Here is a 12,908-nt window from a genome sequence, read left to right as displayed (position 1 = left end):
GACTGGGTGGCGATACGCTCTCAGCGCTCGCGGGATTCCTGCTGGTCCAGGCTCAGCCTGTCCGCCATGAAGTCCAGAAACGCGCGGATCTTGCTGGGCATGCCCTTGCGGCTGAGCACCAGCGCGGTCGCATGCATGGAGGGACTCTCCCAGTCCCTCAGCACCCGCCGCAGTCGGCCCGAGCGCAGGTCGTTCGCGCACATCACATTGGGCAGCATGCTCAGCCCCACGTGGCCGATGGCCATTTCACGCGCGATCGAGATGTTGTTGACGACGACCTTGCCTTCGACGTTCGCGAACCGGTGCGTCGCCTGGTTGCGCAAGGTCCAGATGCCGTCCGCCCGCTGCTGCGTCGTGATGATGCAGTCGTGCCGGTGCAGCTCGTCCACCGACAGCGGCACGCCCCGGCGTTCGAGGTATTCGGGACTGGCGTAGACGCCGCGCGTGATCGTGGCGATGCGCCGGTAGGTCAGCTCGGTGTCTTTGAGCGGTCCGAGCTGGATCGTGAGGTCGTAGGGGTCTTCCCGGGGATTCACCGGCCGGCTGTTCACATCCACCTCCAGTTCGAGCTCCGGATAGGCCAGCACGAACTCCGCGATTGCCTTGCCGATCCATGACACACCGAAGTCGATCGGGATGCTCACCCGCAGCGCGCCGCGCATGGCCGTCTGCAGCTGCATCGTGTCGAGACCGGCTTGCTCGACCTCGTCCACCACGCGCCGGCAATGCTCGTAGAAGCGCGTGCCGATCTCCGTCGTCGTCAAGCGCCGCTGGCCCTTCTTCAGAAGGATGGTGCCCACCTTGTGCTCGAGCTGCGTGAGCTTGCGGCTGATGGTGGACTTGGGCATTCCCAGTTCGCTCGCCGCGCGCGTGATGCTCTGCGCGTTGACGACGTCGTAGAAAAGTTGAAGCGAGTTCAGATCGAGTTTGTCGGCCATGGAATGTTGTCGGTCTCAAGCATCGAAGCAGTCGCCGAGGGTAGTCGACAACACCATCGCCATGGAAGCCGAGCGTTCCATGGATGGAACGCCCGGTCCACATCTGATGCTATTCGGAACGCTGGCGCGTTCCTAACATCGCCGCAAAGAGAGATACAGAGCGCGTGCCGGAAGGCCTCGCGCCCCGCCATCAGAACTCAGAACGGAGACAACCAGTGAACAGTTATCCACTTTCGCGCCGCGCGCTGCTGAAGGCCGCATCGGCCTGGGCACCGGCCTCGGCGCTCGGCGTCGGCCTTGCATCGTCGGGCGGGGCGAGCGCCCAGACCGGCCTGAAATGGGCCAACCTGGCGCCCGGCTTCACCACCTTGCTGACCGACTACATGATCGCCAAGGGGATCGACAAGTCGAACGATCTGCAACTGGGCAAACCGACCGCCTACACGGCCGTCAGCACCTACTACAACGATTTCGTCGCCGGCAACTACGACGTCTGCATCGGCAGCTGGGACACCTTCGCCTCCCGCCACATCGCAGGCGTTCCGCTGCAGTACGTGTGCTCCGTCACCACGGGCAACATGATCAACATCGTCACCCAGGCCAAGGGGCCGGCGACGCTCCAGGACATCAAGGGGAAGACCCTCGCCGCGCCGCAATCGACGGGCACCTACCGGATGATGCGCGCCGTCGTCAAGGAACTCGCCGGCATCGACCTGGAGAGCTACGCGGTGGTCCAGAACGTCGACAACCCGGCCGCATCCGTCACTTTGGTGATGGCGAACCGCGCCGACGCGGGCCTCACCTGGGAGCCCAATGTCTCGGTCGGCCTCAAGCGGGTGCCCGACATGCGGGTGCTCTACAACGCGGGCGAGGAATACCGCCGCCGGATCAACCTCGACCTGCCGTACTTCGGCGTGGCCGTGCGCAAGGAAGCCATCGCGCGCGACCCGATGCTCGTCACGCGCTTGAACAAGGCTTTCGGTCAGTGCATCGCGGGCATCACCGGCAGGACGGAAGAAGCCGTGGCCATCGCGGGCACCAACTCGGGCATCCCGACGGACGTGCTGAAGACCGCCATCGCCTCGAAGCGGCTCGAGTTCAAGCACGTGTCGATGCAGACCGAGGAGGGGCGCCGCAGCATTCTTTCGGCCAACGAGTTCCTGGTGCGCAATGGCGCGCTCGCCAAGGTCGTCGACAACGGGTTCTTCGCGGCATGAAACAGGCCGAACTCCAGGCCGCGGACGTGGCCAAGATCTCTCCGCGCGCACCTGTCACCACGGTGGCGATGGTCCGCGCGCCCAAGGCGCGCGACCGCAGCGACCTGAAGGCGCTGACCGTCGTGATCGTGCTGATCTGCATCGCGATGGAAGTCGCGAGCTGGTACGTGCCCGACTACGTGATGCCCTCGCCGCAGGCCATCGCCAAGGCGCTGGCCGACCTCCTCAGGACCGACTTGCTGCACGTGGCCATTACCCTGGGCCGCTTGTGCGTCGCCATCCTGTTCTCGGCGGTCGCGGGCGTCGTGGTCGGCCTGCTGATGGGAACCTCGAAGCGGGTCGGCCCCTACCTGAAGGCGCTGGTGGTGGTGGACACCGGCATCCCCGCGCTCTCGTGGATGCTGCTGGCCGTCTTCTGGTTCAAGGACCCCGAGGCGCGCATCTTCTTCATCCTCACGGTCATTCTGCTGCCTTTCTATGCGCTCAACGTCTACGAAGGCGTGCGGGCGCTGTCGACCGACTGGGTCGACATGCTGGAGAGCTTCCGGCCGACGCGCTGGCAGATGCTGCGCTACCTGGTCGCGCCGCACATCGTTCCCTACATCTTCCTCACCACCAAGTCGGTGATCGGCTACGCCATTCGCATGGTGATCTTCGCGGAGCTGGTGGCCTCGGCCTTCGGCATCGGGTCGCGAATGAGCTTCGCGCAGTCGACCTTCCGCATCGACCAGGTGCTGGCCTGGACCTTCCTGCTCGTGGTGCTCAACCTGGTGATCCAGTGGCTCGCCGCCCTGGCCGAGACGCGCTTCCTGGGCTGGCGCAAGGAAGCGAAGGTGCGCTGATGAACACACAGACCCCCATCATCGAACTGCGCGACGTCAGCAAGCGCTTCGGCAGCCACACGGCCATCGACCACCTCTCGATGGTGGTGCGCGAGGGTGAGACGGTGGCCTTGCTGGGCCAGACCGGCGCCGGCAAGAGCACCGTGATGTCGCTGCTCATGGGCACGGCCTGCGCCGACGAAGGCTCCGTGCAGGTGGCCGGCGTCGACCCGGCGCGCGACTTCACCGCGCTGCGCGGCAAGCTGTCCGTCAGCTTCCAGACCGACCGCCTGCTGCCCTGGCGCACCGCACAGGAGAACGTCGAGCTCGGCCTGCTGCTGCTCAAGCGCCCGAAGGCCGAGGCGCGCCGACGGGCGCAGGAATGGCTGCAGCGCGTCAAGTTGGGCGACGCCGGGCACAAGTACCCGTCGGAGCTGTCCGGCGGCATGCGCCAGCGGGTGTCGCTCGCCCGCGCACTGGCGGTGGATCCGGCGCTGGTGCTGCTCGACGAGTCCTTCAGCCAGCTCGACCACGTGACCTCGCAGACCCTGCGCCGCGATTTCGCGGAGATCGTGCGCGAGCAGCGCAAGACCTGCGTCTTCGTGACGCACCGCATCGAGGATGCGCTGGAGATCGCCGACCGCATCCTCGTGCTGGCGGCCCCCGCGCGCGTCTGCCTCGAACTCTCGGTCAGCGCCGCGCAACGGCAGGACGCGCAATGCATGGCACGGATGCATCGCCAGGTCGAACGCGCCATCGGCGGCGAAGAAGAACACTCCCCCACGACACAACACTAGAGAGAAAGCGGATCTTCAGATGAGCTACCAGGACATCATCGTCGAGCAGGTGGAGGGCTGGCTGGAAGTCACCATCCACCGCCCCGAGAAAATGAACTCGCTGCGCGAGACCACCGCCGAGGAACTCCTCGAAGCGCTGGGCGAGGCGGAATCGCGACGGGAGATCGCTGCCGTCATCCTGCGGGGCAGCGACAAGGCCTTCTGCACCGGCATCGACACCAGCGAATTCACCATCGGCGACAACGAGTACTTCGATTTCTATCGCAAGCGCAAGCGGTCGCGCAAGGTCAACGAGCTGTTCCGCGCCTTGCCCGGCTACACCAAGCCGATCATCAGCGCCATCGAAGGCTTCGCGCTCGGCGGCGGGCTGGAACTGGCGCTGGTCGGCGACATGATCGTGGCCGGCGCCAACGCCAGGTTCGGCCTGCCCGAGATCCGCCTCGGCCTCATGCCGGGCGGCGGCGGCACGCAGACCTTGCCGCGCCTCATCGGCCCGGCGCTGGCCAAGGAGCTCATGTGGACCGGCCGGCGCATCACCGCCGCCGAGGCGCGCGAGTACCGCCTCGTCAACCACGTGACCGAGGCAGGCCAGGCCATCGAGAAGGCACGCGAGCTGGCCCGCACCATCAGCGGCAACGCGCCGCTGTCGGTGATGTTCACCAAGGCGGCCATCGACCGCGGCATGGACCTTCCGCTCGCGGAAGGAATGGCGGCGGAGGGCGACGTGTCCTTCATGCTGTATTTCACGAGAGACCGCCAGGAAGGGCTTAGCGCCTTCCGCGACAAGCGCACCCCTGGCTTCCGAGGAGAGTAAGAGATGAAGAACAGAGACATGGTGATCGCCGGCTATGCCGAGACGAAGATCGACTTCAAGACCGGCCGCAGCGCCTACGACCTGGCCGGCGAGGCGCTCGACCAACTGCTGGCCAGCACCGGGCTGGACAAGAACGAGATCGACGGCCTGTCGGTGACCACCGCGCTGTCAGAAGCGCAGAACCCTTTCTTCGCGGTCTACATGACCGAGGCGCTGGGCATCACGCCGACCTGGCTCAACTACGGCGGCATCGGCGGCTGCTCGGCCACCGGCGGCGTGGCGCGCGCCATGTCGGCCATTCGCGACGGCATGTGCAAGCTCGCCGTCGTCATGTCTTCCGACGCGCCGAGCACCGACTGGCGCTCCAACTACGGCGCCTACCGCGGCGAGTTCCAGGACCCGCCTGGCGTGCAGGGCCCGCCGGCCACCTTCGGCCTGCTGATGAGCCGCTACATCCACCAGTACGGGCTCGACCCCGAGGCCCTCGGCAAGATCGCGATCACGCAGCGCGACCATGCCCTGCACAACCCGAACGGCTACAAGAAGTTCCAGAAGGAACTCACGATGGACGAGTACCTGAAGTCCCGCGTCATCTGCGACCCGCTGCGCGTGCTCGACAGCGTGATGTTCTGCGACGGCGCCAACGCCTTCATCGTCACCACGGAAGAGAACGCCCGGCGCCTGGGGCTGGAGAAGATGGTGTACCCGGTCGCCTATGGCGAGGTCACCAACTTCAACGGCACCGACCCGCTGGCCGATATCACCCAGTCGGGCTTCACCAGGATTGGGCCGGAAGTGCTGCGCAAGGCTGGGCTCGCGCCCAAGGACGTGCGCATGTTCCAGCCCTACGATGACTTCACCATCGCGGTGATGATGCAGTTCGAGGCCTTCGGCTTCTGCGAGCGCGGCGAAGGCTCGGCCTATACGCTGCGCACCGATCTCTCCTTCGACGGCGAGCTGCCGCTCAACACCGGCGGCGGCCAGATCTCGGCCGGCCAGCCCGGGCTCGCCAGCGGCGGGCTCAACCTGGCCGAGGCGGTGCGCCAGATGTTTGGCGAAGGCGGCAGCCGCCAGGTGAAGGATCCCCGCAACGCGCTGGTGACCGGCATCGGCGTCATCCCGTACGGCCGCAACTGGGGAACCAGTTCGGCCATGGTTCTGGAGGCATGAACACAATGAGCGAAACCCCCACTCTCCCGGCGCGTCCCATTCCGCGCCAAGGCGTCTACGTCGATACCCGCCCCTTCTGGGACGGCCTCGCCGAAGGCAAGCTCTTGCTGCAGTATTGCACCGAGGCCAGGCGCTTCCAGCACTATCCGAAGCCCGTCAGCGGCTTCACCGGCCGCCGTACGCTGGAGTGGCGCGAGGTCTCCGGCAACGGCACGATCTACGCCTGTACCGTGGTGCGCATCGCGGGCCCGGGCGTGGAAGGGCGCATCCCGCTGTGCGTGGTCACGGTCGAGCTTGACGAGGGCGTGCGCATCATCGCCAACCTGCTGCGCTGCGCGCCCGGCGACATGGCGATCGGCCGGCGCGTGAAGTTCGCCGTCGACACACTGGCGCCCGAGCATCCCTACCCGGCCTTCGAACTCGCCTAGGAGCCTCATGCGTCTCGAACACTTCATGGCGGCGCATGCGCTGCGCACACCGGCCAAGCCGGCCGTGGTCGTCGGCGACCGGGTGCTGAGCTATGGCGACCTGATGTCGAGCTCGCGTTCGCTGGGCGCCGGCTTGCGGCGCGCGGGCGTGGCGCAGGGCGACCGCATCGTCGTGTACCTGCCCAACTGCGTCGAGTTCGTGCAGCTGATGTATGCGGCCTTCTCGGTCGGCGCGATTGTCATCCCGGTCAACACGCGCAATACGCCGCGCGAACTGCTCTACTTCGCGCGGGACAGCCGGGCGCGCCTGCTGGTGTTTCATGCCGAGAGCGCCGCGGCGATCGACGAGCTTTCTTCGGAGCTCAAGGGCATCCGGCGCGTGGCCGTGGGCGGCGAGGTGGCCGGCGCCGAATCCTTCGCGGCATTGCTCACGCGCTCGGACGAGTGCTTGCCGGAGGTGGCGTTGTCCCCGGACGACGCCATGATCCTCTACACCTCCGGCACCACCGGCAAGCCCAAGGGCGCGGTGCTCACCCATGCGAACTTCGTCATCGGCAACGCCTTCGTCAATGCGGTGGAGTGGGGCGTCACCGCCAACGACGTCTTCCTGGTGACCACGCCGCTGGCCCACCGCACCGGCCTGGCGCGGCTCATGAACGCCATGTGCCTGGGCTCCAAGCTGGTCGTGATGGAGCGCTTCGACGCCATGGCCGCGGTCGACACCATCGAGCGCGAGCAGGTCAGCGCCCTCGGCATGGTGCCCACCGTGGCGCGCATGTTGATGCCGGTGCTCGAACACCATGCCGCGCGCTGCGCGAGCCTGCGCCACATCATCGTCACCGGCGAGGCCTTCCCGGTCGAACTCAAGCGCCGGATGATCGAGCACCTGCCGCAGGCGCGGCTGCATTCCTTCTTCGCGATGACCGAGGTCGGCTCGGTGACCGTGCTCGACCACGAGGAGCAGTTCACGCATCCCGCTTCCGTGGGGCGCGTGACGCCGGGCGTGCAGGTCAAGCTCGTCGATGACAAGGGCCAGCAGGTCTCGGTCGACGACGTCGGCGAGATCCTGGTGCGCTCGGGCGAGGCCGGCCGCTTCACCACCATGAAGGGCTACTTCGACCGCCCCAAGGCCACCGCGGCGACCATCATCGACGGCTGGGTGCATACCGGGGACATGGGGCGCTTCGACACCGACGGCTACCTCTACATCGTCGACCGCAAGAAGGACATGGTGCTCAGCGGCGGCTTCAACATCTACACGAAGGAAGTCGAGCAGGTGCTGGTTGAGCACGAGGGCGTGGCCGACGCCGCCGTCGTGGGCGTGCCGGACGAGATATTCGGCGAGGCCGTGGCCGCCTTCATCGAGGCGCGTCCCGGCCGCCGGCCGAGCGCCGAGTCGATCCAGGAACACACCCGCTCGCGCATCGCCAGCTACAAGAAGCCCAAGCACGTGTTCTTCGTCGACGCGCTGCCGCGCAATGGCGTGGGCAAGGTGCTGAAGGCCGAGTTGCGCGAGATGGCGCTGGCGCGACTGGCCCTGCCGGTTTCGTGATGCTGAGACCCGAATCGGCGGCCGACGCGGCCTTCCGTGCCGAGGTGCGAGCCTGGTTGGCCGCCAACGTGCCCGACGCGCTGCGCCACAAGACCTTCCGGCCGCCGCCCGCGCAGGGCATGCCGTGGTACAGGGCCTTGTCCGCGCGCGGCTGGATCGCGCCGCACTGGCCGCGCGAACACGGCGGCATGGATGCCAGCCCCGTGCATCAGGTGATCCTCATGGAGGAGATGGCGCGCGCCGGCACGCCCGACTTTCCCACGCAGGGCCTCAACCACATCGGCCCTCTGCTGATCGCGCGGGGTACCGCGGCGCAGCAGCGGCGCCACCTGCCGCCGATCCTCTCGGGCGACGCGATCTGGTGCCAGGGCTATTCGGAGCCGGGCTCCGGTTCCGACCTCGCCAGCCTGCGCACCCGTGCCGAGCGGCGCGGTGACGCGCTGGTCGTCAATGGCCACAAGATCTGGACCACCTGGGGCCATCACGCCGATTGGATGTTCGCGCTGGTACGCACTTCGAGCGCGGGCAAGCCGCAGCACGGCATCAGCTTCGTGCTGATCGACATGGCGACGCCCGGCATCCGGCGCCGCCCCATCCGCACCATCGCCGGCGACGAGGAGTTCGCCGAGGTCTTCTTCGACGATGTGGTGGTGCCGATCGGGAACGTCGTCGGCGAGATCGACGAGGGCTGGCAGGTCGCCACCGCCGTGCTCGGCGAAGAGCGGCTGCGCATCGGTTCTCCGGCGCAGGCCCTGCGTGCCCTGGAGCGCCTGCGGATGATGCTTCGCGCGGCACCCGAGGGCAGCGTCGGCGCGAGCGTGCGGGAAGCCGTGGCGTTGGCGGAGGTCGAAGTCGAGACACTGGTTGCCGCCTATCTGGAGGCGGCCGAGGCGGCGCAGCAGGGCGTCGCGGCAGACAGCTCCTACCTCAAGCTGCTGGCCACCGACACCGTGCACTTGCTGCTCGACCTGGTCGGGCGCGTCGCCGGCAGGGAGGCCGCATTGCGCGATGCCACCCGGCAAGGCGAAGACATGCTGGACTACACCGAGATGTTTCTGCAGGCCCGGCGGCTCGGCATCTACGGCGGCAGCAGCGAGGTGCAGCGCAACATCATCGCGACGCGCGTGCTTGGCTTGCCCGTCGCGGGGAGCAAGGCATGAGCATCGAGCAGGCAGCGCAATTGCGCATGATCGGCGAGAGCGCCGCGGATTTCGCGGCCGCGCACGGCGGCGCCGCGCGCGCGCGCCGGGTGCACGAGGGCGCTCCCGTGTGGGAGGTCGCATCGTGGAAGGACATTGCCGGACTCGGCTGGCTGGGGATCGCGGTCCCCGAGGCGGCCGGCGGACTGGCGCTCGGCGCCTCGGCGGTCTGCGTGGTCGCGGAAGAAGCCGGCCGTGCGTTGATGACGCCGCCGCTGACGATGGCCATGGCCGTGGCTGGGCTGCTTGCCGCGGGGCAGGGCGTCACGGCGGCTGAGGAAGCATTGCGCGCGCTGATGGTGGGCGAGCGTCACGTCGCGATGGCGATGGCCGCGGCGGCGCCGGGCGGAGTGGTCTCGGCGCGGCTGGTGCCCGACGGCGATGCGGCGCGTCAGCTGGTTGCCGCGATCGGCGATGGCGAACGCTTCGATGCACGCCTGGTGGACTTCGAGCGTCCCGGCATCACGCGCGCCGGCCGTGCGGCGGTGGATGGCAGCCGGCTGGTCGACGTCGTCATCGAGCGCGCCGCGTGGAGCGACGCGCCTCGCGTGCTGTCCGGCGCCGCGGGTTGCGCGGCCTGGCAGCGTGGCACCCACCTGCTGTGGCTCGGCGATGCGGCCTACCTCTGCGGCCTGATGGACGCGGCGTTGCGGCTGGCCCTCGACTACCTGCGTCTGCGTCGCCAATTCGGCGTGCCCATCGGCAGCTTCCAGGCCCTGCAGCACCGCGCCACTACTTGCCACGTGGACGCGACCGCCACGCGCGCGCTGGTGCACGAGGCGGCGCGCGCCTTCGGCGGTGAGCGCGAGGCCTGGGCGGCTGCCGCCGCCGTCCACCGCGCCGCCGCGGCGGTGCTTCGCCTGACGAAGGAAGTGGTCCAGTTCCATGGTGCGATCGGCTTTGCCGATGAGCATGACGCGGGCCTCTGCCTGCGCCGCGCGATGACGGTGGGCGCCCGCCACGGGCCGGATGCGCTTGCGGCGCTGCAGTCGAGGGCGAGCCAGGATTGATCGCGCAGGCCAGCCGTCAAGCCGCCGGCCGGCTCGCCAGCACCTGGTCCACCCGGTTGTTGTCCACGTCCATCACCTCGAAGGTGTAGCCGCCCCAACTCACCGAATCGGTGCGCCTGGGCACGCGGCGCAGCATCACCATCAGGAAGCCCGAGAGCGTCTCGTATTCCTCGGCATGCGGCAGCGCGTCGATGTCCAGCGCGCGCTGCACGTCCTGGATCGGCGTCACGCCGTCGATCAGCCAGGAGTTCTCGTCGCGCTTGACGATCTGCTGCTCTTCGTCCTGCGCGCCGACCAGGTCGCCCATGACCGTGCTCATGACGTCGTTGAGCGTGATCACCCCGACGACCAGGCTGTACTCGTTGACGATGATCGCGAAGTCCTCGTGCGCCTGCTGGAACTGCTCCAGCACCTCGGTGAGCGAGAGCCGGTCGAAGACCACCAGCGCCTTGTGCAGCGGCAGGCCGTGGTCGAAGGAAAGCGGCTGTCCGCTCAGCACGCGCTGAAACATGTCCTTCGCATCGACGTAGCCCAGCACATGGTCGATGTCGCCGTCGCACACGGGGTAGGCCGAGAAGGGCTCGGCGACGATGCGCGCGCGCAGCACCGACTCGGGGTCGTCGCGCAGGAACCAGGCGATGCGGTCGCGCGAGGTCATCACGCTGCTGACCAGGCGCGTGTCGAGCTCGAAAACGTTGGCGATCACCTGCTGCTCGCGCACCGCGAGCACGCCGGCGCGCGCCCCGGCCTCGGTCATGGCAAGGATGTCGGCCGAGGTGATCTTGTCGTCGCGCTGCATCGGCATGCGCAACAGCTTGAACAGGAGGTCGGTGCTGACGGAGAACAGCCACACCAGCGGCTTGAAAGTGGTGATCAGCACCTGCATCGGCCCCACCATGCGCACCGCGAGCAACTCCGGATTGCTCATGCCCAGGCGCTTGGGGAACAGGTCGGCGAAGACCAGGAACACCGCGATGATGGTGACGAAGGAGGCAAGAAAGGCGGCGGTCTTCGCGGCCTCGACACTCAGCCAGATCTCGAACAGGCCGGAGAAATAAGGGCTGAGCGAGCCCTCGCCGACGACACCACCGAGGATCGCGACGGCATTGAGGCCGATCTGAACCACGGTGAAGTAGTGACCCGGCTGCTCCTGGATGCGCATCACGCGCTCGGCGCGCGGGTCGCCATCGTCGGCCATCTGCCGCAGGCGCAGTCGGCGCGAAGCCGCGAGCGAAATTTCGGCCAGGGAGAAGAAGGCGCTCGTCGCGATGAGAACGACGATGACGAGCAGGCTTTGGGTCAGGGTCATGGGCGGTCAAAGAAGACCCCCATGGTGCCATGACCCGTCGCGTGTCCTCTACTGCACGAACCCGATGCGGCTTCGGCCCGCATGGGGGCGCGGCAGGTCGTCGATGCGGACTTCGTCGCGGCCGGCCAGCCGCGCATTGCCGAAGCCGGTCATCAGCGCGCGGCGCATCTCGCGCGGCGCGAGCGTGGCGAGATGGTCGAGCACGTCATTGGACGGCTCCTCGGCCAGCAGGCGCCCCCAGTCGTGCTCGCTGCGGATGGAGGTGTAGAGCTGGTAGGCGATCTGTCGCGCGGCCTCGGGCGATGGCGACTCGATCTCGAACACATTCATGCGGTTGAGAATGGGCTCGGGAATGCCGCGCGCATCGTTGGCCGTCGTGATCCAGATCACCTGGCTGGCGTCGATCGGCACGTCGGCGAACTCGTCGACGAAGGCATGCGCGGTGTCATGCTCCAACAGCCTGTAGAGCGCGCCGAGCGGGTCGTACTGCGCATCCGAGCCGGCCTTGTCGATCTCGTCGACCACCATCACCGGGTTGGCGTACTGGCCGTCCACCAGCGCCTCGAAGACCTTGCCCGGCTTCGATCCCTTCCATTGCGAGGACGAACCCGAGAGTAGCCAGCCCGCGGTCATCGAACTCATCGGCACCAAAGACATGCCGGTGCCCAGCAGCTCGGCCAGTTTCTTCGCGAAGTGGGTCTTGCCGATGCCGGGTGCGCCGAGCAGCAGCATCGGCGTGACCTCGAGGCCGTCGCGGCTGTCCTGTGCCAGCGCGACATGGCGGCGCACGTCGTCGAGCACCTCGGTGAAATTGGGGAGCTGGGCGTAGAGCGCGGCCATCTCGGGGACACCGCTGGGCTTGACCTGGAAGCGGTCGGGTCCGCGCTCGAGCATGCGCACGTAGGTGGTTCGCAGGTGTTCATGATCGCGGTCCGGGAGCTTGGCAAGCTTCCGCTCGACGTCCTGCGTCTGGAAGACGCTGCGCAAATTGGCGACCGGCAACTGGAATGACGGGGTCGCTGGAACGAGACTGCGGGAATCCATGGAAACCTCCAACTTCGAACACCTGGATACAGCATAAGCCGTGCCCGAAGTCCTTGCTGTCCAGCTTTGCGCGGTTTTCGCTGTTTTGCCGATCTGTCGCGAGGACGTCACACTCCGCCGTGCGGATGGGTGGGGTCGACCCACAGCACCGACTCGGGCTTCTCGACCGGTTCGATATCCAGATTGATGGCCACGGCCTGGCCGTCGCTGCGGCACAGCACGCATTCGAGCGTCTCGGTCGGGCTGGCGTTGATTTCCTGGTGCGGGACGTAGGGCGGCACATAGATGAAGTCGCCGGGGCCGGCTTCGGCCGTGAACTCCAGGCGTTCGCCCCAGCGCATGCGGGCGTGGCCCCGCACGACATAGATCACCGATTCGAGATGGCCGTGATGATGGGCGCCGGTCTTGGCATTGGCGTGGATGGTCACGGTGCCGGCCCAGAGCTTCTGGGCGCCCACGCGGGCGAAGTTGATGGCCGCAGCCCGGTTCATGCCCGGCGTCTGGGCCGTTTGGGTGTCGAGCTGCCCGGCGGGGATCACGCGCACGCCGTCGTGCTTCCAGGCGGCGGCATCGTCGCCGTGCGGGTGCGCGTGATCGTGGCTCATGGCC

Annotated in this window: 13 protein-coding genes; 9 read left to right on the top strand and 4 right to left on the bottom strand. The window is 67.6% G+C overall.

Annotated elements, in window-relative coordinates:
- Nucleotides 1–20: 20 nt before the first annotated feature.
- A complete protein-coding gene (locus AC1DNF_RS24610; protein WP_478151267.1) occupies nucleotides 21–938 on the bottom strand; it encodes a LysR family transcriptional regulator in 918 nt (305 codons plus the stop codon).
- Between the two features lie 215 nt (nucleotides 939–1,153).
- On the opposite strand from AC1DNF_RS24610, the gene AC1DNF_RS24605 reads away from it, so the two are divergent.
- From AC1DNF_RS24605 to AC1DNF_RS24565, 9 genes are read left to right on the top strand one after another with little or no spacing between them, the layout of a single operon-like run.
- Nucleotides 1,154–2,155 carry an ABC transporter substrate-binding protein gene (locus tag AC1DNF_RS24605; RefSeq protein ID WP_478151266.1) on the top strand — a complete coding sequence of 334 codons (1,002 nt, stop codon included), beginning with the start codon at nucleotides 1,154–1,156 and terminating at the stop codon, nucleotides 2,153–2,155.
- Entirely contained in the window at nucleotides 2,152–2,997 is an 846-nt protein-coding gene (locus AC1DNF_RS24600) for an ABC transporter permease (RefSeq protein WP_478151265.1), read from the top strand. Before AC1DNF_RS24605 ends, AC1DNF_RS24600 begins: the two co-directional genes overlap by 4 nt.
- On the top strand, nucleotides 2,997–3,773 hold the full coding sequence (locus AC1DNF_RS24595) for an ABC transporter ATP-binding protein (protein ID WP_478151264.1): 777 nt from the start codon (nucleotides 2,997–2,999) through the stop codon (nucleotides 3,771–3,773). The genes AC1DNF_RS24600 and AC1DNF_RS24595 overlap by 1 nt, the downstream gene beginning before the upstream one ends.
- Nucleotides 3,774–3,792: 19 nt before the next feature.
- Nucleotides 3,793–4,587 carry an enoyl-CoA hydratase/isomerase family protein gene (locus tag AC1DNF_RS24590; RefSeq protein WP_478151263.1) on the top strand — a complete coding sequence of 265 codons (795 nt, stop codon included), beginning with the start codon at nucleotides 3,793–3,795 and terminating at the stop codon, nucleotides 4,585–4,587.
- Between the two features lie 3 nt (nucleotides 4,588–4,590).
- A complete protein-coding gene (locus tag AC1DNF_RS24585) occupies nucleotides 4,591–5,757 on the top strand; it encodes a thiolase family protein (RefSeq protein ID WP_478151262.1) in 1,167 nt (388 codons plus the stop codon).
- Nucleotides 5,758–5,762: 5 nt separating this feature from the next.
- Entirely contained in the window at nucleotides 5,763–6,185 is a 423-nt protein-coding gene (locus AC1DNF_RS24580) for a Zn-ribbon domain-containing OB-fold protein (protein WP_478151261.1), read from the top strand.
- Between the two features lie 7 nt (nucleotides 6,186–6,192).
- Entirely contained in the window at nucleotides 6,193–7,737 is a 1,545-nt protein-coding gene (locus AC1DNF_RS24575) for a class I adenylate-forming enzyme family protein (protein ID WP_478151260.1), read from the top strand.
- Nucleotides 7,737–8,897, top strand: a complete 1,161-nt coding sequence (locus AC1DNF_RS24570) for an acyl-CoA dehydrogenase family protein (protein ID WP_478151259.1) — start codon at nucleotides 7,737–7,739, stop codon at nucleotides 8,895–8,897. The genes AC1DNF_RS24575 and AC1DNF_RS24570 overlap by 1 nt, the downstream gene beginning before the upstream one ends.
- Nucleotides 8,894–9,946 carry an acyl-CoA dehydrogenase family protein gene (locus tag AC1DNF_RS24565; RefSeq protein WP_478151258.1) on the top strand — a complete coding sequence of 351 codons (1,053 nt, stop codon included), beginning with the start codon at nucleotides 8,894–8,896 and terminating at the stop codon, nucleotides 9,944–9,946. Before AC1DNF_RS24570 ends, AC1DNF_RS24565 begins: the two co-directional genes overlap by 4 nt.
- Nucleotides 9,947–9,962: 16 nt before the next feature.
- On the opposite strand, the gene paeA is transcribed toward AC1DNF_RS24565, so the two are convergent.
- The 3 genes from paeA to AC1DNF_RS24550 form a co-directional block, all read right to left on the bottom strand.
- Entirely contained in the window at nucleotides 9,963–11,255 is a 1,293-nt protein-coding gene (gene paeA, locus AC1DNF_RS24560) for a polyamine export protein PaeA (protein ID WP_478151257.1), read from the bottom strand.
- 48 nt (nucleotides 11,256–11,303) lie between these two features.
- Entirely contained in the window at nucleotides 11,304–12,299 is a 996-nt protein-coding gene (locus tag AC1DNF_RS24555; RefSeq protein ID WP_478151256.1) for an AAA family ATPase, read from the bottom strand.
- Between the two features lie 107 nt (nucleotides 12,300–12,406).
- Nucleotides 12,407–12,904, bottom strand: a complete 498-nt coding sequence (locus AC1DNF_RS24550; protein ID WP_478151255.1) for a cupin domain-containing protein — start codon at nucleotides 12,902–12,904, stop codon at nucleotides 12,407–12,409.
- Between the last annotated feature and the right edge of the window lie 4 nt (nucleotides 12,905–12,908).

The sequence above is a fragment of the Variovorax sp. 01T432 genome (genome assembly GCF_056398605.1).
The sequence above is the reverse complement of the archived record's forward strand: the minus strand, read 5'-3'. Positions and strand labels throughout refer to the sequence as shown.

What these genes read in the sequence shown, in the direction of transcription:
- AC1DNF_RS24610 (WP_478151267.1), bottom strand. Translation starts at nt 938, where the DNA reads ATGGCCGACAAACTCGATCTGAACTCGCTTCAACTTTTCTACGACGTC.
- AC1DNF_RS24600 (WP_478151265.1), top strand. Translation starts at nt 2,152, where the DNA reads ATGAAACAGGCCGAACTCCAGGCCGCGGACGTGGCCAAGATCTCTCCG.
- AC1DNF_RS24595 (WP_478151264.1), top strand. Translation starts at nt 2,997, where the DNA reads ATGAACACACAGACCCCCATCATCGAACTGCGCGACGTCAGCAAGCGC.
- AC1DNF_RS24590 (WP_478151263.1), top strand. Translation starts at nt 3,793, where the DNA reads ATGAGCTACCAGGACATCATCGTCGAGCAGGTGGAGGGCTGGCTGGAA.
- AC1DNF_RS24585 (WP_478151262.1), top strand. Translation starts at nt 4,591, where the DNA reads ATGAAGAACAGAGACATGGTGATCGCCGGCTATGCCGAGACGAAGATC.
- AC1DNF_RS24580 (WP_478151261.1), top strand. Translation starts at nt 5,763, where the DNA reads ATGAGCGAAACCCCCACTCTCCCGGCGCGTCCCATTCCGCGCCAAGGC.
- AC1DNF_RS24575 (WP_478151260.1), top strand. Translation starts at nt 6,193, where the DNA reads ATGCGTCTCGAACACTTCATGGCGGCGCATGCGCTGCGCACACCGGCC.
- AC1DNF_RS24570 (WP_478151259.1), top strand. Translation starts at nt 7,737, where the DNA reads ATGCTGAGACCCGAATCGGCGGCCGACGCGGCCTTCCGTGCCGAGGTG.
- AC1DNF_RS24565 (WP_478151258.1), top strand. Translation starts at nt 8,894, where the DNA reads ATGAGCATCGAGCAGGCAGCGCAATTGCGCATGATCGGCGAGAGCGCC.
- paeA (WP_478151257.1), bottom strand. Translation starts at nt 11,255, where the DNA reads ATGACCCTGACCCAAAGCCTGCTCGTCATCGTCGTTCTCATCGCGACG.
- AC1DNF_RS24555 (WP_478151256.1), bottom strand. Translation starts at nt 12,299, where the DNA reads ATGGATTCCCGCAGTCTCGTTCCAGCGACCCCGTCATTCCAGTTGCCG.
- AC1DNF_RS24550 (WP_478151255.1), bottom strand. Translation starts at nt 12,904, where the DNA reads ATGAGCCACGATCACGCGCACCCGCACGGCGACGATGCCGCCGCCTGG.